General features: G+C 34.7%; 27 protein-coding genes, 3 pseudogenes and 1 riboswitch. Of the genes and pseudogenes, 17 read left to right on the top strand and 13 right to left on the bottom strand.

Annotated features, from left to right (window positions below; translation table 11 throughout):
- Window positions 1-30: 30 nt before the first annotated feature.
- Together ABH960_RS15565 and ABH960_RS15560 are read right to left on the bottom strand one after the other, a co-directional pair.
- A complete protein-coding gene (locus ABH960_RS15565) occupies window positions 31-765 on the bottom strand; it encodes a hypothetical protein (RefSeq protein ID WP_404446388.1) in 735 nt (244 codons plus the stop codon).
- Window positions 766-908: 143 nt separating this feature from the next.
- Window positions 909-1,708: pseudogene (locus tag ABH960_RS15560) on the bottom strand (LLM class flavin-dependent oxidoreductase); the annotation flags it as partial.
- Window positions 1,709-1,790: 82 nt separating this feature from the next.
- Window positions 1,791-1,898: riboswitch (SAM riboswitch) on the bottom strand.
- A gap of 251 nt (window positions 1,899-2,149) precedes the next feature.
- Here ABH960_RS15560 and ABH960_RS15555 point away from each other — a divergent pair.
- The 3 genes from ABH960_RS15555 to ABH960_RS15545 all read left to right on the top strand — a co-directional run bounded on the left by ABH960_RS15555 (window position 2,150) and on the right by ABH960_RS15545 (window position 3,122).
- Window positions 2,150-2,356 (top strand): hypothetical protein, encoded by a 207-nt coding sequence (locus tag ABH960_RS15555; protein ID WP_404446385.1) that lies wholly within the window; start codon window positions 2,150-2,152, stop codon window positions 2,354-2,356.
- Between the two features lie 135 nt (window positions 2,357-2,491).
- Window positions 2,492-2,815, top strand: a complete 324-nt coding sequence (locus ABH960_RS15550; RefSeq protein WP_404446382.1) for a YolD-like family protein — start codon at window positions 2,492-2,494, stop codon at window positions 2,813-2,815.
- A gap of 67 nt (window positions 2,816-2,882) precedes the next feature.
- Window positions 2,883-3,122, top strand: coding sequence for a 3'-5' exonuclease (locus tag ABH960_RS15545; RefSeq protein WP_404446379.1), 240 nt, complete (start codon window positions 2,883-2,885; stop codon window positions 3,120-3,122).
- A gap of 467 nt (window positions 3,123-3,589) precedes the next feature.
- Here ABH960_RS15545 and dhaK read toward each other — a convergent pair whose 3' ends face one another.
- Window positions 3,590-5,341: a dihydroxyacetone kinase subunit DhaK gene (gene dhaK / locus ABH960_RS15540; protein ID WP_404446376.1), complete on the bottom strand. Its 1,752-nt coding sequence runs from the start codon at window positions 5,339-5,341 to the stop codon at window positions 3,590-3,592.
- A gap of 178 nt (window positions 5,342-5,519) precedes the next feature.
- Here dhaK and dhaS point away from each other — a divergent pair, with 178 nt between their 5' ends.
- The 3 genes from dhaS to ABH960_RS15525 all read left to right on the top strand — a co-directional run bounded on the left by dhaS (window position 5,520) and on the right by ABH960_RS15525 (window position 7,507).
- Window positions 5,520-6,086, top strand: a complete 567-nt coding sequence (dhaS, locus tag ABH960_RS15535; protein ID WP_000204220.1) for a dihydroxyacetone kinase transcriptional activator DhaS — start codon at window positions 5,520-5,522, stop codon at window positions 6,084-6,086.
- A gap of 19 nt (window positions 6,087-6,105) precedes the next feature.
- The gene (gene dhaQ, locus ABH960_RS15530) at window positions 6,106-7,104 is read left to right on the top strand and encodes a DhaKLM operon coactivator DhaQ (protein WP_404446372.1); all 999 of its coding nucleotides are present in this window, start codon (window positions 6,106-6,108) and stop codon (window positions 7,102-7,104) included.
- Window positions 7,105-7,399: 295 nt separating this feature from the next.
- Window positions 7,400-7,507, top strand: a complete 108-nt coding sequence (locus ABH960_RS15525; RefSeq protein WP_000505673.1) for a YjcZ family sporulation protein — start codon at window positions 7,400-7,402, stop codon at window positions 7,505-7,507.
- Between the two features lie 328 nt (window positions 7,508-7,835).
- Here the strand turns inward: ABH960_RS15525 and ABH960_RS15520 are convergent, their stop codons facing one another.
- Together ABH960_RS15520 and ABH960_RS15515 are read right to left on the bottom strand one after the other, a co-directional pair.
- A complete protein-coding gene (locus ABH960_RS15520) occupies window positions 7,836-8,471 on the bottom strand; it encodes a hypothetical protein (RefSeq protein ID WP_404446369.1) in 636 nt (211 codons plus the stop codon).
- A gap of 126 nt (window positions 8,472-8,597) precedes the next feature.
- Window positions 8,598-9,227, bottom strand: coding sequence for a VanZ family protein (locus tag ABH960_RS15515; RefSeq protein WP_404446366.1), 630 nt, complete (start codon window positions 9,225-9,227; stop codon window positions 8,598-8,600).
- A 244-nt stretch (window positions 9,228-9,471) separates the two neighbouring features.
- Between ABH960_RS15515 and ABH960_RS15510 the strand changes: the two are divergent.
- From ABH960_RS15510 to ABH960_RS15495, 4 genes and pseudogenes are all read left to right on the top strand, one after another.
- Window positions 9,472-9,573, top strand: a pseudogene (locus ABH960_RS15510) (TetR family transcriptional regulator); the annotation flags it as partial.
- Window positions 9,574-9,767: 194 nt separating this feature from the next.
- On the top strand, window positions 9,768-10,079 hold the full coding sequence (locus tag ABH960_RS15505; RefSeq protein ID WP_404446363.1) for an ArsR/SmtB family transcription factor: 312 nt from the start codon (window positions 9,768-9,770) through the stop codon (window positions 10,077-10,079).
- 288 nt (window positions 10,080-10,367) lie between these two features.
- On the top strand, window positions 10,368-11,543 hold the full coding sequence (locus ABH960_RS15500) for an MFS transporter (RefSeq protein ID WP_404446360.1): 1,176 nt from the start codon (window positions 10,368-10,370) through the stop codon (window positions 11,541-11,543).
- A gap of 550 nt (window positions 11,544-12,093) precedes the next feature.
- Window positions 12,094-12,195: a YjcZ family sporulation protein gene (locus tag ABH960_RS15495; RefSeq protein WP_000505688.1), complete on the top strand. Its 102-nt coding sequence runs from the start codon at window positions 12,094-12,096 to the stop codon at window positions 12,193-12,195.
- Window positions 12,196-12,324: 129 nt separating this feature from the next.
- Here ABH960_RS15495 and ABH960_RS15490 read toward each other — a convergent pair whose 3' ends face one another.
- Genes ABH960_RS15490 through ABH960_RS15480 form a run of 3 tightly spaced genes read right to left on the bottom strand, consistent with a single transcriptional unit; the run spans window position 12,325 to window position 13,787 of the window.
- Window positions 12,325-12,696, bottom strand: a complete 372-nt coding sequence (locus ABH960_RS15490; protein ID WP_404446445.1) for an ATP synthase subunit I — start codon at window positions 12,694-12,696, stop codon at window positions 12,325-12,327.
- A gap of 38 nt (window positions 12,697-12,734) precedes the next feature.
- The gene (gene pssA / locus ABH960_RS15485; RefSeq protein WP_404446357.1) at window positions 12,735-13,283 is read right to left on the bottom strand and encodes a CDP-diacylglycerol--serine O-phosphatidyltransferase; all 549 of its coding nucleotides are present in this window, start codon (window positions 13,281-13,283) and stop codon (window positions 12,735-12,737) included.
- 45 nt (window positions 13,284-13,328) lie between these two features.
- On the bottom strand, window positions 13,329-13,787 hold the full coding sequence (locus ABH960_RS15480; protein ID WP_404446355.1) for a MarR family winged helix-turn-helix transcriptional regulator: 459 nt from the start codon (window positions 13,785-13,787) through the stop codon (window positions 13,329-13,331).
- Between the two features lie 519 nt (window positions 13,788-14,306).
- Between ABH960_RS15480 and ABH960_RS15475 the strand changes: the two genes are divergently transcribed.
- Window positions 14,307-14,612: a hypothetical protein gene (locus ABH960_RS15475; RefSeq protein WP_404446352.1), complete on the top strand. Its 306-nt coding sequence runs from the start codon at window positions 14,307-14,309 to the stop codon at window positions 14,610-14,612.
- Window positions 14,613-14,739: 127 nt separating this feature from the next.
- Here the strand turns inward: ABH960_RS15475 and ABH960_RS15470 are convergent, their stop codons facing one another.
- Window positions 14,740-14,976, bottom strand: a complete 237-nt coding sequence (locus tag ABH960_RS15470) for a hypothetical protein (protein WP_002134711.1) — start codon at window positions 14,974-14,976, stop codon at window positions 14,740-14,742.
- A 275-nt stretch (window positions 14,977-15,251) separates the two neighbouring features.
- On the opposite strand from ABH960_RS15470, the pseudogene ABH960_RS15465 reads away from it, so the two are divergent.
- The 4 genes and pseudogenes from ABH960_RS15465 to ABH960_RS15450 all read left to right on the top strand — a co-directional run.
- Window positions 15,252-15,344, top strand: a pseudogene (locus ABH960_RS15465) (YjcZ family sporulation protein); the annotation flags it as partial.
- A 289-nt stretch (window positions 15,345-15,633) separates the two neighbouring features.
- Window positions 15,634-15,975, top strand: coding sequence for a PadR family transcriptional regulator (locus ABH960_RS15460; RefSeq protein WP_113936656.1), 342 nt, complete (start codon window positions 15,634-15,636; stop codon window positions 15,973-15,975).
- Complete coding sequence (locus ABH960_RS15455) at window positions 15,968-16,450, top strand: hypothetical protein (protein WP_002140612.1); 483 nt, start codon at window positions 15,968-15,970, stop codon at window positions 16,448-16,450. The genes ABH960_RS15460 and ABH960_RS15455 overlap by 8 nt, the downstream gene beginning before the upstream one ends.
- Entirely contained in the window at window positions 16,447-16,974 is a 528-nt protein-coding gene (locus ABH960_RS15450) for a permease (protein WP_016126645.1), read from the top strand. The genes ABH960_RS15455 and ABH960_RS15450 overlap by 4 nt, the downstream gene beginning before the upstream one ends.
- Window positions 16,975-17,017: 43 nt before the next feature.
- Here ABH960_RS15450 and ABH960_RS15445 read toward each other — a convergent pair whose 3' ends face one another.
- A complete protein-coding gene (locus ABH960_RS15445; RefSeq protein ID WP_309514625.1) occupies window positions 17,018-18,493 on the bottom strand; it encodes an MDR family MFS transporter in 1,476 nt (491 codons plus the stop codon).
- Window positions 18,494-18,635: 142 nt separating this feature from the next.
- On the opposite strand from ABH960_RS15445, the gene ABH960_RS15440 reads away from it, so the two are divergent.
- Window positions 18,636-19,211, top strand: coding sequence for a TetR/AcrR family transcriptional regulator (locus ABH960_RS15440; RefSeq protein WP_404446346.1), 576 nt, complete (start codon window positions 18,636-18,638; stop codon window positions 19,209-19,211).
- 165 nt (window positions 19,212-19,376) lie between these two features.
- Here ABH960_RS15440 and ABH960_RS15435 read toward each other — a convergent pair whose 3' ends face one another.
- From ABH960_RS15435 to ABH960_RS15425, 3 genes are all read right to left on the bottom strand, one after another.
- Window positions 19,377-19,538 carry a hypothetical protein gene (locus ABH960_RS15435; protein ID WP_404446343.1) on the bottom strand — a complete coding sequence of 54 codons (162 nt, stop codon included), beginning with the start codon at window positions 19,536-19,538 and terminating at the stop codon, window positions 19,377-19,379.
- 163 nt (window positions 19,539-19,701) lie between these two features.
- Complete coding sequence (locus ABH960_RS15430; protein WP_199715369.1) at window positions 19,702-20,361, bottom strand: PspA/IM30 family protein; 660 nt, start codon at window positions 20,359-20,361, stop codon at window positions 19,702-19,704.
- Between the two features lie 2 nt (window positions 20,362-20,363).
- Entirely contained in the window at window positions 20,364-20,909 is a 546-nt protein-coding gene (locus tag ABH960_RS15425; RefSeq protein WP_016103904.1) for a hypothetical protein, read from the bottom strand.
- A gap of 393 nt (window positions 20,910-21,302) precedes the next feature.
- Between ABH960_RS15425 and ABH960_RS15420 the strand changes: the two genes are divergently transcribed.
- A complete protein-coding gene (locus ABH960_RS15420; protein ID WP_404446339.1) occupies window positions 21,303-22,190 on the top strand; it encodes a DMT family transporter in 888 nt (295 codons plus the stop codon).
- Window positions 22,191-22,256: the final 66 nt, after the last annotated feature.

Below are 22,256 nucleotides of genomic sequence, written 5' to 3'. Positions count from 1 at the left end.
GATGGACAAAATGTCCATCTTTACTTATTTTTAAGGCTTATATCCATCTAATTCTTGGATTTTAAATTTTTGAGTATCAGATGGTGTATTTAATTTTATATCATTCACTTTAATTGCTACTACTTTTTCGCCTTTTGAATCGTATTCTTCAAAGTTTAGTAACATACCAGTATCCCTATGAATCCACATTTTAAATGTGGAACTACCATGTCTTTCTTTGAAGTTATCTGATACTTCACCAGTAATAACTTTTACAGGTAAACCGAGATAAATTTCATCAGCTTCGAATTTCCATTTACTGTAGTCCTCTAAAAATCCTAGTGCAATATTTTGACTAAATAGAACTTCGCTAGCTAACCCCATGTTTGCAGGGGCTTTACGTAATTTCACACCTTCTGAATTGTCGTTTTCATCCTTTATATATCTTTCTTGAGCAGGAATTGCTTGTGAATCTACTGGCGCTTGCTCCCTAGCAACTGGAGTAAGCATATATTCTTTTGCAGAAGAATTTACATCTAATTTTTGCTCTCCATCATATACTGTTATAGATTCTGTTTTTCCATCAGGACTTTTTACTGTATAAAAGCTTGCGGGTGTGTCTTTTAGATTTACATCAAAAACAATGGTGTCATTAAATTTAGCAAGTTTAACATAATATGTGAAGGAACCTTTAGCCGTTTGGAAGTTATCGATGCTATTTACCATTTTATTTTGAATGGCTAATTTTTCTCTTTCAATTGAATTTCCAACGTCAGCATTTACCACTTCATGCTTATCTGAAACAATATAATATCCACCTGCACTAATTGTAAAGCCTGTAGCAAGTAGGAGTGCAATTACTTTATTTTTTTCATTCCAAATGTCTTTGCTGTATTTTGTTATAATAAAATATAATAGTTTTATATGTTACCCGCATAACCTAAAGCATCGTCTTTCACATCCGTTATGCGTCTCCATTCTTCTAATGCCTCTTCTTCTGTATCACGACAAATGACGTAAGCCGCGAGCCCGAATGACTGCAATGGCTCCTCGGTAACTTTCTTTCTACGATTCTTCATATCTTCTATTTTCACAGATACTTCTTCCACTGTTCCCCGTTCATTACATATGCACCAGTGTGGTTTACGATTACCTCTTTTCCTCACTCACTCTCACCACCTACATAAATCTTAATGCCTTGTTTCTGCACAGGTTTTGGACTTAAATGTGTATGATGAAGCTCATAAAAGTTCCCTTTATAAGAAAACTCTTCTTCTTTCCAAAGCTCCTTCAAAACTATTACAAATTCCTCTGTGCGATCATATCTTTCATCATGTGCAGTAAATACTCCGCCGTACTGTCTCGCTTCTTCTTCCCACCATGCTGAAACTACATTCAATGTAAAACGGCCATTACTTAATTGATCGATATTCGCTGCCATTTTCGCTGTTACTGCTGGATTGTGGAATCCAGGTCTTACAGCTGTCATAATCTCTAACCTATCCGTCACTGCTGCAAGTGCTGCCGCAGTTGTCCATGCTTCTAAACTTGGTGCTGAAACACCTTTTATATCATTTAAGTTTAATTCCGCAATAAGAGTTGTTGAAAAACCTAACTGTTCTGCCGCTTGCGCTGTTTGTTTTGCATACTCAAACGTAGGCGGCATAGATTCATCATCTACATTTCGAAGCCATCCCCCAAAAATCGGTAACCAAAAACCATACTCCACTACATATTCCCCCTTTATCTTTTAGCCATAAAAAAAGCCACTCTTATCGAAATAAGAGTAGCCTTCTTGACTAAGTGAACCGCTCTTATCTTTCAGGTGTTTTTTTCACCTGCAGGATTTGGCACCTTTCGTCTAAAACGAGGTTACCGAAGTTTCATAGGGCCCGTCCCTCCACTTCTCAACATAAGAATTGTTTGTTTTTTATTTGTTATAATCATCAGAATAATAAAACTCAATACTTTAATACTTATTTTTCCGATAAACATTAAATGATATATGAAACATCATATTGTTATAGAGATTTATAGGGTGTTGTTTTACTTGCGGATATATAAAGGGGTATGTTGTATCATGTCGAAAACATCATTTATAACCAAGTTGCTTTACTTCTATCTTAAAAAAACAGAAAAATAAATATCAATCAAATGAGGTGTTAGTAACATGAAAAATAAACGATGCGAGAATTGTGGTTCTACTACATTTAAAGAAGGAAGGGTTGGATCTGCTTATCATGCATATGTTTGTGAAGATACAGCTAGTTCACTCTTCACAGTGGGGAAGCGTTCTAAACTGTTAACAACATTCTGTTTAGAGTGCGGTGAGGTGAAATCATTTAGAGTTGAAAGACCAGAACTATTTAAAGAATAAAATATAGCCAAAACACTTAAATTATTCATACTTTTGAGTGTCTTGGCTATTCATGTGAAATAGATTTATTTATAGATGAAATACGCATAGCGCCACAGCTAGATACAGAAACACACTGTTAATGGGACACAAATCATGAATAACGCTACTAGGTCAAAAGGAAGAGGTATGGTCAAATGGACTCCGTTCGTCGCATTGACATCTCAATTTGACGGGATACGTGAAATGATTAAGGAACAAAACAAAGTAACCCGTCCAATCTTAACAACTGAAGAAAAGGAACGAATTGAAAACATGCTATTATGTTCCTTAGTATCAGAAGAAGAAATAATGATTACATATTATGAAGATGGTTATTTACTCTCTAGTTATATGACTGTTGCTGATATTGACCCTTCAAATAGCGCTGTCATATGTACGGATGCTTTGTATAACAAGGTGAAACTGCAATTAGATTAGTTGTAGAACCAAGAACGAATAAGGTTATTACTGCATATCCTGTTAAACTTTGATGGAGGAATTCTAAATGGAACTATTTAAAGGAAAAGTTGTTTGTCCAATGTGTCATGGAAATGGGCTAATTTTCAAGGCGAAGATTAAAAACGAAGAAACAATATTATATATATGTGATGAATGTGATGCAACATGGGAACGTGATAATGCCATTCGAATGTCAAATTTTACAGAATTATCAAGTGTTTTGAAGAAAAGTAATAGTGTTTACTCGGATATATTAAATTTAGGTTATGATTGGTATAATGAGTAATTCAATGTTTTTATATTTTTTGTTTGATAAAATTGTTTAATTAGGAAAAACCAGTTACAAATGTGAAAATACACATTTGTAACTGGTTTTTTGAATTTTATATTTTGTATGTTTTATAAAATTCATTTTTCTTTGTAATCTTTAAATACGTTCCAAAAGGTACACCTTATGGAATAATATCTTGATCCCTCTCAAAGTACTCCATAAGGTGTACCACTATAATTTTGAAGTTCGAAATAATAAATACCACCTTTTGAAGGGATTTCTGTCAATTGATCAGCTTTTCCAAAAACACAATTAAGCAACGTGAATTCCATATTTATAGGAGCTCACGTTGCTTCTTTTAGAACTATTATCTTAGTATTTATAAACATACATATCTTTAAGTAGAGAACATCTAGCGAAATTACATACCAATCAACTATAAAAACCCCCTCCACCATAAGGTAGAGGGAATCTCCTAATTTCTATTTCAAACTACCCGCAATCTCCGTAAAGATAACTCCAAGTGCATGTGCACCTGCATCTGGATAGCCTAAGCTTCTTTCACCAACTGTACCAGCGCGGCCCATGCGAGCTACGATTTCTTTCGTATACTCTGCGCCTTTAACCGCTGCTTCTGCACCTTTTTCGAAGGCAGTTTTCACGTCTGTGCCGTTTGAAGCACTGTCAATCCAAGAATCTACACATGGAGCAAGTGCATCAACAAGTGTTTTATCACCAACTACTGCTCCTCTGCCGAATGATCTTTCACCGATAGATTGTATGCCTTGAAGTGCTGCTTGTAACATTTCAGCAAACTCTTTTACTGTTAGCTCACGTTTTTCGCCTGCTTCTTTACTAGCTGCACGGAATGCTCCGCCCCAAATTGGACCAGAAGCCCCGCCGCAATGTTCCATAATAATCATTGAACAACCGTCAAGGAACGATCCGATCGTTACGTTCTCTTGATCTACAATAGAATGCCACTCACGTTTTAATTGCTTAAATCCTTTCGCAACACTCATTCCGAAGTCGCCGTCACCTGCATGTGTATCTAACTCGCAGAACGGTACTTCATTTTTAATAATAATGTCGCTCATTTTATCAACTAGATAGATCATGTTGTTTAATGTAAGGACATTATCTTTAATAACAGCGTGTTCTTCCGCTGTTTCTATTTCAAATGAAACTTCCTTCTCTTCTGCTCCTTCAAGCACATTCACGTACTCAACACTTTCAACTGGTCCATCTACTTTAAACGCTGGTGTATTGCACTCTTTCGATAATAACGTTTTTAGCTCGTCATCTAACTTCATCACTGTTAAAGACATACCAGCCATATCGATACTCGTCATATAGTTACCGACGAATACTCTATTAATCTTAATATTTCTAGCAGCTAATTCTCTCGTAACTGCATTATTAAATAGATAAAGTTCTTGCAGTGGTGTGCCGCCAAAACCATTTACAAGAAGCGCAATTTCCTCGCCATCTTTTACTCCTAAATCTTTTATTAAATCATTTGTCATACGGTTAGCTAATTCATCTGCTGACATCGTTTTTTCACGTTTAATACCTGGTTCACCGTGAATACCTACGCCGTATTCCATTTCATCTTCCGCAAGTGTAAAAGTAGGTGATCCGCTTGCTGGAACTGTACAAGAAGTTAATGCTAAACCGATTGTACGCACGTTAGCCGCTGCTTTTTCCGCTACAGCTTTCACCGCTCCTAAATCCATTCCTGCTTCCGCTGCTGCGCCGGCAATTTTATGCACTAAAATAACTCCCGCAACACCGCGGCGTCCTACTGTATACAGGCTATCTTCTACCGCAATATCATCGTCTACTTTTACGTAGTCGACTTCAATTCCATCTTCAGTCGCTAAATGTGCACCGTTTTTGAAATTCATAATATCGCCGCTATAATTTTTAATAATTAATAACGTACCTTTTTTACTAGCTGTTTCTTTAATTGCTTGATAGACCTGAATTTGCGAAGGAGAAGCAAACACATCTCCGCACACTGCCGCATCCAGCATACCTTTTCCGACTAGACCTGCATGCGCTGGCTCATGACCACTACCGCCGCCACTAATTAACGTTACTTTATTTTCATTCATTTCTTTCTTTTTAATCACTTTATATTTTTTCAAAAACTCAAGCTCTGGATGAGCCATCACCATTCCATTGCACATTTCCATTACTAATGTTTCTGGTTTGTTTATAATCTTTTTCATTGTGATTCTCCCTCAATTCCTTTAATATATTGTGATATATTTGAAATCTTCTTCTTACTACTCATGTTAAAATGAAAGCGTTTTATAGTAAACGGACAAAATGGACAATCTGTCTAAAGACACCGCTCTCATTTCTCGGTAGGATTTTCATATTAATAACATTCTAGGGATGATCCACATGACCTCTTCTATAATTTCTAAAAAGATAATCGCGAATTCATTGAAATATTTAATGGAAACAGAGTCGTTTCATAAAATATCGGTGAGCGATATTATGTTACACTGTCAAATGCGTAGGCAAACTTTTTATTATCATTTTAAAGATAAATTTGAACTATTAAGCTGGATTTATAGAGAAGAAACGAAAGAAAACATTATCGACTTTCTCGACTATGAAACGTGGGAAAACATTTTCGATTTATTATTTGATTACTTTTATGAAAATCAAAAATTTTACCGAAACGCTTTTAAAGTCATTGAACAAAACTCGTTTAATCACTATTTATTTGAGCATACGAAAAACTTATATATGAAGATTATTGATGAATTATCTGTGAGCTGTGGATTCAGCCTTTCTGATGAGACAAAAAATACGATTGCCTCCTTTTATAGTCATGGCTTCGTTGGAACGATTAAAGATTGGATTGAAAGCAAATGCGAAGTAGATCCTTCCATTATGTCTTCTCTCATGAAAAATATGATAAACAATCAATTACTACTATTACTGGAGCAATCAGCAAAGTAATTAAAGGGTGGCAAAAGCAATGAAAAAGATTATGAATGATGTAGAAAATATTGTTCAAGATATGATGCATGGCTTTTATTTTGAACATAACGACAAAGTAAATTACGACGAAACACATAACATCATTTATGTAAAAGATATAGAAAAACTGAAGCAAAACGTTGTCATTATAAGCGGCGGTGGTAGCGGACATGAACCTGCTGATATAGGTTATGTAGGAAAGGGAATGCTTACTGCGGCCGTAAACGGCAGTATTTTTACCCCGCCTACAGTGGAACAAATTATTGCGGCAACTCGCCTCATGCCAAAAAATAAGAGTATTTTATTCATCATCAAAAACTTTAAAGATGACGTAGCGAACTTTTTAGAGGCAGAACAAATCGCAAAAGAAGAAGGAAGACGAATTGACCACATCATCGTAAATGACGACGTTTCAATTGAAGATGATGCTTCTTTTAATAAAAGAAGACGCGGCGTAGCGGGCACTGTTTTCGTTCAAAAAATAGTAGGCGCGGCCGCTGAGAGCGGTCATTCTTTAGAAGAACTAACAGCACTTGGCCAATCTGTCATCAAAAACTTACATACATTAGGAGTCGCCCTTTCACCTGCGAATGACCCAGTACAAGGAAAAGCTTCCTTCACATTAAACGACGATGAAGTCTTTTACGGCGTCGGCATTCATGGCGAAAAAGGTTACCGCAAAGAAGCGCTATCCTCTTCTGAAATATTAGCGATCGAACTTATGAACAAACTAAAAAGCATTTATCGCTGGAGAAAAGGTGAAAACTTCGCCATCCTCATTAACGGACTCGGTGCGACACCATTAATGGAACAATACATTTTCGCAAACGACATTCGCCGTTTATGTGAGCTGGAAGGCTTACATGTGAAGTTCGTAAAGGTTGGTACCCTTCTCACTTCTTTAGATATGAAAGGTGTTTCGCTGAGTTTGCTTAAAATAGAAGATTCGGATTGGGTGAAGTGGTTGAAGACGGATGTTGGAGCGAGTGGTTGGTAACAATAAACTAAACATTATGATGATTGAACGTTTAGTAATCAAAAGTACTGACTTATATGGAAGAATGTATAAATCTTAGGTACCTGTAAATAAATCGAAGCATACATACTATTTGCAAGTTATCCACCAGTTTCGAAATGCGGTTATCCAGTCGGAGAAAGGCACCTTAATGTGTCTTTTTTTTATTTTCAAAAGGACCTGCTCAATTATTGCGTAAAAAACATAAAGTAAATTGAATCCGTTAAAATACATGAGTGACCCCTTGTTTTCCCCTCTTATTAAAGGAGGAACTATTATGGGATTTGGTGGTAGTTGTGGCGGCTGTGGATTTTCTGGCGGCTTTGCTTTATTAGTAGTATTGTTTATTTTATTAATCATAGTTGGAGCTTCTTGCTTCTGCTAAACAAACTATCGGAAAAGACACTCTTATATGGGTGTCTTTTCTTTGTAATAAAAAACTCTCCATAAAGGAAAGTTTTTAAGTTTATACATTCAAGTCATCCAAATTAGTTATTTATACAGCACCTTATCACTTTCGGTCTTTAGTGTGACATATAAATAATCCTTCCCCTACACAAAGTTGCTCAACTAACTTTAATTCCTTAGATCCAAAACTTATATAATTAAAACACTCATCACCAATTAATACACCTATTCTTAAATCAGAGAATATTAATATGAGTTTATCAACTTCTCTACTTGGTAAAAACTTTGACACATCATCATTAAATTCATTTTCTTACATCAATAGTTAGCTCATCTGTAATCTGCTCAAGATGGAAAAATCCTTTTATATAATGGATATCTGACCACTTTTCTTCCCCGCCAATAATAAATAATTCTTGCGCATCATACATAAATGAAAAGCTTGGATAGAAACTGTCAGCCTTTATTTCAATCTCACCAGTACGATTACTGATCATCTTACAGTCTGCTGAATAGCTTAATAACGTATAGAGAGAATCTTGTGCTGATTGGAAGAAATACTTCATAAGTGTGGTTATATCATCACTACTAGTAATGAACACATTAAAAAAGTTCGTATCCCTTTTCTTATTATTAAAAACTAGCTCCAACGTGAATTTATTCTCTTCTAAAAATCCTTCAATAAAGTCACCGCGCAAATAAGTTTCAAATAACATATACATAGGAAATTTGTTATTTGCACCTATAAATCCTTTAATAATTTCTTCAAATCCTGTATGCTGATCCCAATTCGTTCCCACTCCTATCATAATAGGAGAATTGGAATAGATAGGATAAGGTGATACCCCTTCATCTTTTAACATATACACTCTTTTTCCAGCTGTATGAAGAACTGGTTTAGATTCTTTTAGTAAGTATTGAGATAATTGAACATGTAACACATTTACACCTACCTATCATTTCATACATAAACTGTATCTATTAAGTTAGAAAAAAGGATGAATAATTCACATTTTACTGTGTTTAAGCGAAGAGAACTAGAATCATTTTATAAATGATATCGTAGCTTACAGGTCACCAGGATAATAAATTAACATCGCACCTACAAATGAACATACTAGACAAAAAACAGCCTCGTATTTTATGACTAAAGGAGAGTTCGTATCCAGCTTTTTTTCCTCTCTTTTTAATATCATTTTAAATAATGCTGTATATAATACTTTATATAATACATACCCAACCATCGCCCCGAGGGTATTCGTAAATAAATCATCAATATCTGTAATTCTATTATTTAGTAATTGGTTTAACTCAATTGCCAATGAAAAAAAGAATCCTGCACATACGGTGTTTTTCATTTTTCTAAACTGTGGCCAAATAGTCGGTAATAAAAAACCTAACGGCATAAACAGTACAATGTTCAAAAGATACGTAGTACTACCTGCCGTATCAAATAGAGTCAAGTTAATTTGATTTACACGAATCCACGTTTCGTATCTACTTATATCCCATACAGTCGCGATTTGCGTCACCCCATATACTAACGAAAGGTAGAATAGAAAAACATATACCCATAGAAAATGCAGAATAGATATATTTCTTTTCGCTTTAAAATAAAACCCAATTTGAAACACAATACAAAAAATAATAGTAAAGAAATAAGTATACAAATAACTCATCAAAACTTCTGTATGCATGCAGAACCCCCTAACTTTACATTTTCATCTATGACTTTATCGTTTTTAGTCTCCTTCTTGATGTAACTCATTTATAGGATAGGAAAAACTTTTGAAATAAAAAGTGGGGTAAACATAAAATTTTTCTTAAATCTTCAGTTAGGTTTTATTATTACTCTTCTTAGGAATCCGCCATTGATAGCTAGGCAACAACATGCTTAAACCTAACAATATTATCATTTTTGCACGTAATCCTCGTAGTACTTTAACCGATGAAGCATATATAAAATCATGTGAATCGTTTGTTCAGTTAAAACATGAAATTAAGAAATATATGACGTACTATAATCACTCTTGCTATCAATAAAATTTAAAGAAGATGACTCCTGTTTGCATACAGAAATCATCTTTTTTAGGTTGCCTAACTTTTTTTAGAATGTCCTTTACAAAGGATACAGATCAAGAGCACCTCATTCCTATTTAAGGGGCTCACGTATACCTTCTCCCCTTAAAATCACCAAAACCCATTTACAAATCTATAAAAGTAGATATAATATCCTTATGGAACCTTTATTAATTTATAAAGCATTGTCAAATGAAACAAGATCTCAAATTTTATCATGGTTGAAAAATCCAGAAAACCATTTCGATGAAAAACCTTATCTAGAGCAAAGCCTTAGCTTTCAAGTTGGAGTATGTGTAGGAGATATCCAGCTTAAAACTGGCTTAGCCCAATCGGTTATTTCTAGTTATTTATTAACTATGAAAAAAGCAGGACTACTAGACTCTGACCGAATTGGAAAATGGACATACTATCGCCGAAATGAAAAAACAATACGAGAGTTTTCTGAATACGTTCAAAACGAATTATAAAATGAAAGCTAATAATCAATCTGCATACTAATTGATTATTAGCTTTCACACATTCTGCTTTTTTACAGGCATCCAATTACTTTTTTATAAGATTGCACTACTTATAAAAGCAAGAAACATAGAAAGGAGAAAATTTTTTAATATATCATATCTAGTTATTTAGATATCTGTTATTGTATTTCGGATTACATAGTCCTGATAAAATTGGCATCCAATCATGCTTGTAATAATGCTTCTTTGTTAATGAATTTACTTTCAAAATACTGATACGAATGGAGAGTTTTATAAATGAAAAAAGTAAATCCTTTACTTATTCTGACACTCGCAATAGGTGTGTTCGGAATTATTACTACCGAGATGGGTATTGTCGGCGTATTACCACAAATCACTCAAAAATTCGGAATTTCGACTACACAAGCTGGATTTTTAGTAAGTATATTTGCACTAGTTGTTGCTATTTCTGGTCCGTTTTTAATTCTGCTCGTCTCTAGTATTAATCGCAAAATAATTTTATTAACAGCAATTTTCATATTTGTTATTTCAAATGTAATCTACGCTTATACAACACAATTTGAAATCATGCTTATTTTCCGTATTTTACCGGCAGCACTTCACCCACTCTTCTTTTCAATCGCTCTTGTAACAGCTGCTAAACTTGTCCCTCCAGAAAAGAGCGGTCAAGCGGTTACAAAAGTTTTCATGGGAATTACTGTTGGCTTTGCTTTAGGTGTACCACTAACCTCTTACCTTGCAGACCAATTTTCACTCGAAATTGCTTTCTTATTCGGAGCGCTTGTTAACACTCTTGCATTCATTGGAATACTAATCCTACTTCCTTCTATGCCTGTTACAGAAAAAATGTCTTTCGGTAAACAAATTCGTATACTCGGCAAACCAGGATTATGGTTAAATATCTTAACCGTCACATTCCTTTTTGCAGCCATGTTTTCCGTATACAGCTACTTCGCTGAATACCTTGCAAAAGTAACTTCCATGAATGGATCTCTCATCAGTATCATGCTGTTCATATTTGGTATCGTTATGATTTTAGGCAATCATTTATTTGGTAGTCTCCTGCAAAAAAGTATAGTAAATACAGTAATATTATTCCCTATCCTATATTCTATTGTTTACATATTGGTTTATTATTTAGGTTCCTACCTTGTTCCAATGATTTTTATCGTATTCATTTGGGGAATCGTACATGCTGGTGGATTAATTGTTGGTCAAACATGGTTAATAAGCGAATCAAAAGAAGCGCCTGAATTCGGTAATAGCCTATTCGTTTCATTCTCAAATCTCGGAATTACTTTAGGAACAACTATTGGAGGCTGGTTCATTTCAAACTTAGGTATTCACCAGCTTATTTGGAGCGGATTTATATTCACACTACTCTCATTTCTATTAATTATAATAAAACTAAAATTTTTCAATTCTAATAGCCAAGCTTCATTATCAAGCTAGTACATTTTCAGTTTCAAATTTGATAAAAAAACATTATAAATTCTTCTCATAAGATTTTATAATGTGAAAAGTATAATGATCAAAGCCTTTAGCCATAATTACGACTAAAGGCTTTTTTGTATGAAAGAATAAACAACTATAAATCTAAAAGGAGCTAGTTTTATGGAACATAATCAAAATGGAGTACTTGCTTTAATTGTTTTGTTTTTAGGATTAGTGTTTTTCGTTAGTGGAATGGTTTATCATTTATGGGGTTCTTATTAATTTCAACTTTTAGAAAGATAAATAATTCAAAAACTAAAACGTGTATTGTAATTATCGATATGGAATATTTCCAAAAACAAATTAACATGGTAAAATAATATTTGGACGGGAGTCCAATATTATTAAAATCAAGATGGTTCAAGTCGGAGAAAGGCACCTTAGGGTGTCTTTTCTTTATTTTCAAAAGGACCTGCTCAATTATTGCGTAAAAAACATAAAGTAAATTGAATCCGTTAAAATACATGAGTGACCCCTTGTTTCCCCTCTTATTAAAGGAGGAACTATTATGGGATTTGGTGGTAGTTGTAGTAGTTGTGGCGGCGGCTTTGCTTTACTAGTTGTATTGTTTATTTTATTGATCATTGTTGGAGCTTCTTGCTTCTGCTAAAAAACTATCGGAAAAGACACTCTTATATGGGTGTCTTTTCTTTGTAATAAAAAGCTCTCTATAAAGGAAGGTTTTTAGGTTTTTAGGTTTTTAGGTTTTTACATTCAAATTAGTTATTTACACAGCTCTTTATTCCTCCACATCTCTCATACTGTAATACCCTAAATTAATAATAATTAAGAAATACCCAGCCATAATTCCAGCAGCAAATGTCCACATGAATTCATGGTGTTCAATTTCATACATAATAATCGCTCCGAGTATTGCGGCTGCAAACCGATTCATCATTCCAAGCATCGGTGCTTTTTCTTTTTTTACAATGCTATCTCCGAACTTTTCAATACGCCTCCCTAAAATCCATACGCAGTACATACTAACTAAAAGGCCGATGCTTATCCCTACAAACTGGGCTCGAAAAGGTGTCATCAACCATCCCAGTAACATCACGCCTAGCAAACAATATATTTGTATGTTAAATGATCTTAGTGCCATACGAATCATGTTACGCTCCTTATCTTTCTCATTATATTTCCGTATCATCAATCCCATCTTTCGGACTTCAAGCTTTCCGATATATCTTTTTTAAAATGAGGGAATTTTATTTTACTCACCATTAAATAAGCGAGTATGCATGTGCCAAACGCCACGGAAACTGGATTATTCAAAAAGCATAAAATGAGAAGACACATTGCCGCAAATGGAGTGGGCATTCCGATAAATGTCGGAAGTTTGCTTTGTTGCGTGTTAAATCTCGCAAGTCGAAGCATGCCACAAACACTGTAAGCAAGCGCACATAACATCCCGATGGACTGCAAATCTTTTAAAGCGACACTATATGCAAGAATAGACGGTGCTACACCAAAAGTAACTAAATCCGCAAATGAATCTAGTTCTCCGCCCATTTCCGAAACAGAATCTAGTTTCCGAGCAACCCTACCATCAAACAGATCAAATACCATACCTGTAATAATGAACATAACTGCACCATACATATCGTGAACGAAAATATCGTGAACGAAAACAGCGTGAATAGCCAAAAGCCCACACACAAAATTTGCTATCGTGATCATATTTGGTATGTAACTCATAACAGGATTTTCCTCCTTTCTATTAATCCCTTCATGTAGACTTTCTTACTCATTAGAATCAATAGCCTTCTGTTTTTCTTCCAATATAACTTTATTTATTTTCGTTAACGTATCAGTCATTTGCTCTAAAGCATTTATATCGATTTTAGAAAAGTATTTCTCAATTAATACGTCATCTAACTCAGACAACCGCTCTATATACTTACTACCGTTTGGACCAAGTGTAAGGAAATACTCCCTTTTATTATTAGGGTTTACTTGTTTCGAAATCATCTTCTGTTTTTCCAATTTCGATAAAACTTGGCTCACAGCACTTTTCGATATATTAAAAGTACTCGCAATGTTATTTGCTGTCGTGTTTTCATTTAAATTGATATAAAATAGCATGCTCTCTTGCTGCCCTGTAGGACCGAACTCATCCTTTAACTCCTGAAATAGTAAAATGTAGAAGTCATTGTAGGCTCGATTCATTTCATTAATTACTTCTTTATACGATCTAGTCATAGCATTCTTCCTCCAGTCATGCTGTTATTTTGTTTCGTTATATAGTTTAGTTAACTTAACTAAACTATATTATACCTTTATGTTCGTGTAAAGGGAAATATCGCTCCATACTTTTCTACACAATTTGTGTAAATTATGAAATATGGTATGATCCTTTACCTTGTCTACTGCTTTTAATAGATCAAATCCCAACATAATATACTACATCTGTCATTCCAAATAATAAAACGTACCCATTATACAAATTCCATATAGACCCATTACTGGTTAAAATGTTATAATTAAAACACCCTACATAGTTACTCATGTTCAGGATGAGAAACTAGCGTCTTATTAAGTAATGCGCATAACTTAAATAAACAAGACACTGCAAAGTGTCTTGTTTATTTGCATCAAGTTTCCTTTTTATCCCAAAATAAATATAATAAAATGTAACATCTAATACATATAAAGAAAAATATAGATTTATTAAATCATTATGGCACCCATGAAAGTACTTTTATTTTGGAGGAACAAACTATGAACAAAAAGTTATTAACATCATTATTATGTAGCACATTCTTATTTGGACTATCAGCTTGCAGTTCACATGATACATCTAGCAGTAACACGAAAAACGAACAGGAGACTTCTAAAGAAACAAAAAATGATGAACTTAGCAACAAGGATTCTCAAAAAGAACTTCCCACCCATGGAGATTCTTCTGATGTATACATATCAATACGCTCTGCCGATTCATTAGATGTACCGAAAAATACGCAAGGATTAACTTTGAAAATTAATGGAGATATGCTGGATGAAGGGATCGAGTTAAAGGTGGAATAGTCAAAGAAAATACAAACCGCCTATCACAACTTATACTAACATAACAAAAAGTACAGCCTCTGTATTAACTACAGTAGACTGTACTTTTTCATTTGTGATTTTGTATAACTCACTATAATAGGATTCCTTAGTTCTTTTGAGAAGATGCTCTCCAATCACGAAAAGATGTTGGAAACCCAGAATGTCCACGTTGCTTTGTAACAACTGGTTTCTCTTGAAGAGTAGCTGATTTCTCTTCAAGAATAGTTGGTTTTTCTTCAAGAATACTCAAAGCTGTTTGCATTTTCTCCAGCTGTTCTTTTAAAGCTTGCTGCTCAATCTTTAAATCCGTAAGTAAACGTAATATCATCTCAGAATTAGCCATAACGATCTCCTTTCCCCCAATGCACAGAATAAAATACCATATGTAATAAGCGGAATACTCGTGACAAAAATAAGTTCGTCAACTCTTTTAAAATACCGAGTACTTTTATTTTTTCAAAAGGACCTGCTCAAGTTTATCCGTAAAAACATAAAGTGATATAAATCCATTAATATATGGACTTTATGGAAGGAGGAGTTAATATGGGCTATGGTGGTAGTTGTGGAGGCTATGGTGGTAGTTGTGGAGGCTATGGTGGTAGTTGTGGTGGAGGCTGTGGTTTTGGCGGTGGATTCGCCTTACTTGTTGTGCTCTTTATCTTATTAATCATCGTTGGAGCTAGCTGTTGGGGCGGCGGATTCGGCTGCTAATAAGAGGCACTCTTGAGAGTGTCTTTTTTTTATTTCTCAATATAGGGCTAACATATATGTGTTACTATCAAAAGGCGAGATTCCCTAAGCGTAATATAGTAGTTTACCAACTATGAAAGCCACTGTCACAAGAAAACAGTAGGCTTTTATTTTGTTATTTAACAAGATTAAAACATGAATTGCCATTTCTCCTCAGTAACATTTTTAAATTGACATAGCACTTCATGCACCATATACTGTTAACAACAGTATACTGTCATTAACAGTATATATTCTAGGAGGTATACTTATGAAGCATACAGGAAGACATACAGGTGCATTTCTTTTGTTATTTTTAGCAGAAGGCGATAACTATGGCGGGCAGCTACTTCAGAAATGCGTGGAAGAACTTCCGGTCAATCCAATCGATAGTGCCATCCTTTACCGCACGCTGAAGAAATTAGAAAACGAAGGTGCGATTGAATCTTATGTAAGTACATCCGTTCCAGATAAGCCGAGAAAGATGTACAAAATTACTATAGCCGGAAAAGAACAATTAGCGGATTTTCAAATGGATATTGAGGAAAAAATGAAAAACTTATCATTTTTCTTAGACAAATATAAAGACTTAAAGGAATCTAATCATGATTAATGGTGCTATCCTTTACACTTTGGCCATTATTCTTACTGGGATTTCTTTTATGAAGGATCGGAATAAAACGAAAGCTGCCCTATTAAAATCATGGAAAATATTTCAAAACCTCCTCCCTGCCATGCTCTCCATTATGCTTTTCGTTGGACTATCACTTTCTATCTTAACGCCGTCCTTCATCTCTTCCATCATTGGAGAACAGTCTGGATTTTTAGGTATTATTTATTCAGCACTACTCGGATCTGTGGCACTTATCCCAAGCTTTATCGTGTTCCCACTTGGTAATACGTTAGTACAGCACGGCGCAGGTCTTCCTCAAGTTGCGGCACTCATGTCTACACTAATGTCAGTAGGAATTACAACCTTGCCGATGGAACAAAAGATATTCGGACGAAGCTTTGCTTACGCTCGTAATGCATCTGCATTACTCATGTCACTCCTATTCTCCTATATCATTTGGGTGGTGATGGTATGAAAGAACTAAAAAGATATCGCTTCTTTTTCATTTTGCTGATTGGACTTATCATTCTAACTTTTATAAACCAATCTTTAGGATGGAGCGCATTACAATTAACGGGGAATAGCATTTTAGATATGTTGTTTCTACTCCCCCCTGTCCTAATATTTGTAGGGTTACTTGATCAGTGGGTGAAGAAAGAAACGCTAATGAAATATATGGGAGAAAAGTCCGGCATATATGGAATATTATTCTCTCTATTATTAGGCGGAATTGCAGCTGGTCCCCTCTATGTTGCCTTTCCGATTGCAGCACTACTATTAAAAAAAGGCGCAAGTATTAGGTACATCGTATTTTTCTTAGGTGTTTGGACAACTGCGAAATTACCGATTATGGTGTATGAATTTTCTTCATTCGGAGCTACCTTTACGCTCGTTCACATTTGCTTCGGTCTGTTGTTCTTCTACGTAATGGGCATCGTTTTTGAGAAGTTTTATGATCAACGGCAGTTGTTGCAGTATGATATTACGAAAGAAATGTAAAAAGACATCTTTATCTTGTAAAGATGTCTTTTTAATATGAACCTTAATTTTCGTTCTGTAAAACCCTCGCTGCCTTTACTTCCTTTTTCTCTTCTTTTAAGAACAACGATACGATAAAAGCAATAACGATAAAGATTAACCCTAGTGTAAATGCGCCTTGGAATCCAGATGTTAAACCGTTTAACTTCTCTACTGGATCCATTGGATTTGCTGAGCTTTCCATATACTTAGTTGTTCCTGAAGACATTTTCGAAATAAAGATAGCCGTACCAATTGCGCCAGCTACTTGCTGTAACGTATTAAACAGTGCTGTTCCGTGCGGATATAAATCTGGTGTTAATTGATTTAATCCATATGTTTGTGCTGTCATTACAAACATGAGTCCGACCATTAATACGCTATGCATGACAATAATTTGTACCATTGATGTATCAGGAGTAATGCCTTTAAATAAGAACATTGCAATACCTACTAACACAATACCGGGAACGATAACAACTTTCGGGCTAAATTTATCAAATAGTTTACCTGCGATTGGTCCCATTATGGCGCTAATAATACTTCCTGGAAGCATTATTAGTCCTGATTTAAATGCTGTAACGAGTAAAACTGTTTGTAGGAACATCGGTAATAAAGTCATCGTTGAAAATAACGACATCATCACAATGACGATTAATCCAACTGATATTGTAAACATCGGAACTTTAAATGCACGTAATTCTAAAATTGGATTCTCGATTTTTAATTGTCGAACGACAAAAATACATAATGATATAAGCCCAACAATTAAAGTGCCATACACTTTCGCATCAGACCATCCTACATCACCCGATGCACTAAAGCTATACACAAGCCCGCCAAATCCTAATGTCGATAAAAGAATAGATGGATAATCTACTTTTGGCCTTGTTAACTCCGTAACATTTTGAATGTACTTCATCCCAATCATAATTGAAATAATCACGATAGGAATAACAATGTAGAATAACCAGCGCCAATTTAATGAATCAACGATTACTCCTGATAATGTAGGACCAATTGCCGGAGCTGACATCATCACAAGTGCGATTAATCCCATTGTGGCACCACGTTTTTCAGGTGGACAAATAATTAAAATCGTATTCATTAATAACGGTGAAATTAACCCCGTCGCTACTGCTTGGACGATACGGCCGACTAATAAAACGGAAAATGTCGGTGCAAATCCCGCAATTAATGTACCGACTAAAAACGTTACCATAGCGATCAAAAACATTTGTCTCGTTGTGAGCCATTGCTGAAGTAACGCTGTAATCGGGACTAAAACCCCAACCACCAACATGTAAGCTGTAGAAAGCCATTGAATCGTTGAAGCTGTTACGTCGAATTCTTTCATTAATACAGTTAACGCATTACCAAGTAATGTTTCGTTTAATAATGCAACCATTGCCCCTAAAAGTAATGCAATTAAAATCGGGGTATGTTTCATATTAGAAGTATCAACTTTGCCACTTGCAGGGCTCTTAGTTGTTATATTCATGTATTGATTCTCCTCCTGTTTTTTACTTGAAAATCTTTAAATACACCGGAACACATGTAATATAATATACATATGTAGATTAAAAAAGGAGAATCAATTTAAAGCCATTGTATATTTAATCTACAAAAAAGGAGAATTGTAGATGAACGATAATGAAAAACAGCTTGATTTACGTATTAGACGTACACATAAATTATTGTGGGATTCCTTATTTGAATTAATGACGCAATCAAAGCAGAAATATAGTACTATCACGATTAACCAAATTTGTGATCGCGCAATGGTACACCGAACAACCTTTTATAAACATTTTGAAGATAAAGATGCTTTATTAGCATTTGGATTTAAACGATATGGCAAGATGATTGCTGAAATACCGGTTTCAGATCGATTAAGTAAACCATTTCAAGTAATGGAACAATTTCTACACCATGAAGAAATCGGTAAAATATTAGAGACACAAATATCTGATGAACAATTTATTAGCCGGACACAGTATTTAAGTCATGAAACGAGAAAACAAGAAATAGAAGCGTTAAATCAACTGTGTAAAAATCATACGATGCCAAATGATTTAACCATTGAATTTTATTCAGGGGCAATCACCTCATTAAGTACGTGGTGGTTCCAAAACGGAAGAACAGTTTCTGCGGCAGAAATGGATAGGCACTTCCATCAACTCATTAATCGGGATATTTTTCAGTTTGAAAAGGAATAGTATTACAACTTTTAGATCATGTAATCAAATTGACCACAAAATAGGAATATGTTATATTTTCCGTAGAATACTATATAAGTGTGACATCGAATGAAATTGCGTATAATAAAAGAAGGGATGCGCTAACATCTCTTCCTTAACTGCTACCGTATAGGGTGGTAGTTATTATAGGTTATTTCTTTTGCGGAACCCACCCTTTTGCTTCCTACGACGCGGAGTGGTTTTTTTGTTGTCCTTATCCAGAAGTTGCTTCCGCAAAAAATACGCTGAAACTTCACGTATAGTCGCTTTCACAAACTCTTTTACAAGATCAAACAAAAACTCCATATTATCACCTCCTTTCCTTCCAAATAGAAAGAAGGGATAACCACCCACCCTCACAATATGCAGTTAAATATATTTTACCAAACGATTGTAAAGATATTATGTAAACAAAACAAATGAAATTTTACATAGAAAAAAGCCCATATGAAAATGGGCTTTTTGCATACTATTTATTCTCTTTTAACTTCTCTAACTCCCGCTGTACTTCTTCTTGCAAATTTTGATCTAACACTTCTTGCTGATTAGGAGACTTTAAATTATAAAAATAGTTACTAGCAGCCGTTTCTGCTTCTAGCTTTTGCACATACGATTCAATGCGCGCGAAGCCTTTCGCTGTACTTTCTGTATGGAACGAATCAATTGCTCTGTTGCTTTCTTTTATCGCTTGCGCCGCATTTAATCGCGAAACAAGAACTAGTTCTTTATATTGCAACTCTCCATATTTCTTTTGCAATTTGTCAATTTGTTCATAAAGCGTCGCTGTTTGCTCTTTTGTTATTTCGTACTGCTGGCGATATAGTTCCGCTTTTTTCTCATTTACAATCTTTTCTTGCAAGGCTAACTGCGCCATTTGATCTTCTTCGCGTGATACTGCAAGCTCAGCTTGGCGAGTTCTCTTTGCAATAAGAGTATCCGTTTCTGAAATTAATGCTTCATATTTTTTTTCTAAATAATATTGGTGAGAAAGTGCTTTTTCAGCCTTCGCAATTTGCTGTTCTGTCTCGCGAAGATATTGCTTCAACATGCTAACCGGATTTTCTATCTTATCTAACGTTTGATGCACATCCGCTACTACAATCTTTTTAATACGTTTTAAAATACCCATTATTACTTCTCCTCCTTACGAATATTGCGTTCCCATTGATCTAAAATATCTACTTGTTTTTGTACTTGAAAATCGCTGTATACATCTATATCAGTTGCCATTCTTTTCTCTTTTAATTTTTTATATGCCCAAACAATCGTTGCAACAAATGCAAGCATCGGAAGGACTGGTAATAAACCAATAACTAGGAGCAATATGCCTGTCCATTTTTTAACCGTATTCCCTTCAGACTTACGAAGCATAAACCAGCCGAAAAGAACAAATCCAAACGCTAACAGGAATGGTATAAAGAATAAACCTTCAAACTCTTTTTCATGGTGTTTTTCATGATGCTGCTTTCGCTCAAAGTTATTAAACTTTTCTTTTTGTGTAACGAAAGCTTCCCTTTCTTTATCGTGAGAAACAGTATATGCCGCTTGCTTATGCTTCTCATGATCCCACCTTTCAAACTTCATACTATGTAATCCAAACAATAGTAATCCCAGAAGTAACGGAAGGATCAAAACCCATTTTAACCAACGCAATTTTTTACACTTATTCTTTTTCATCTGTTCACCACCATCTATCCTTCGTTTTGAAATAAGTAAAAAATGTATTACCTCCCTTTACCTTTGATACATATGAGTGTAAAACTTGGACGTGAGAAGAGCATGAAAGAAACATGATGAATATATGAGAAATATCTAAAAAATTTCTCATAATTATTCCAAAACGAAAAAACCCAACTTCTCCATATCAAATAGAGAAATTGGGTTCTTTTTCATTATTTCTATTCACTTTCGAAACTCACACACCAATCTTCTTCAAATCCGAACTTTCAATAATTGAATCGAGAAAAAAGCGTCGATAAATTTTCGTTCCAAATATTCAGAATTAATATTAAAATAAACAATGGGGATAGGGGTATGGAATCATAAATTATACATAACGAGGGAATAGAAATGAAAATTCAATTAAAAGCTGATTTAATGCTACTACTAGTTACATTTTTTTGGGGTGCATCCATCCTACTTACAAAGCTTGGACTTGATGGCATAGAAGAATACAATTTAATCGCATTACGATTTATTATTGCCTTTCTTTTATCAGGTTTAATATTTTACAAACATTTATTCAAAGTCGATTTTAAAACTGTAAAATATGCTTTTATACTAGCTTCCGTTTTATTTATCGTTTACATTTTCGCGACATTCGGTACAAAGTATACTAGTGTCTCTAATGCTGGTTTCTTACTATGTCTCACAGTCATTTTCATTCCGATATTATCAGCTATATTTTTAAAACACATTCCTGAAAAGAAAGTTATATTAGGAATTGTGTTAACGATAATAGGAATTGGCTTATTAACATTAACTAACGAATTCAAGATCGGTAACGGCGATATATTTTGCATATTATCTGCTTTATTTTATGCCATTCACGTCATCATTACTGGAAACGTAACAAAACATGTGAATTCAATTGCACTTGGGGTAGTACAACTCGGTTTTGTCGGCCTATTTAGTCTTATTTTTTCATTAGTGATGGAAACTCCAAAACTGCCTAGCACGATCAACTCATGGCTAATCATATTAGCCTTAAGCATATTTTGTACCGCAGTCGCATTCATCGTGCAAGTGATCGCCCAGCAATACACGACGCCAACACATACGGGACTTATCTTTTCACTAGAACCTGTTTTTTCGGCAGGGTTTGCCTTTGTTTTCACAGGTGAAACGCTCACAGGAAAAGGGTATTTAGGGGCGACGCTTATATTATTGAGTGTGTTGATTGCTGAGATAGATTTTAAGGGGTTGTTGCGGGTTAATTATAAGAAGAATATAGAGTAAACATTTCACTATGATCAATAAACATACCCCAGAAAAATATGAGTTTATATCATTCTCTTCACTTAG

Source organism: Bacillus sp. RC252 (assembly GCF_044909215.1).
Taxonomy (GTDB): Bacteria; Bacillota; Bacilli; order Bacillales; family Bacillaceae_G; genus Bacillus_A; species Bacillus_A mycoides.
The sequence above is the reverse complement of the archived record's forward strand: the minus strand, read 5'-3'. Positions and strand labels throughout refer to the sequence as shown.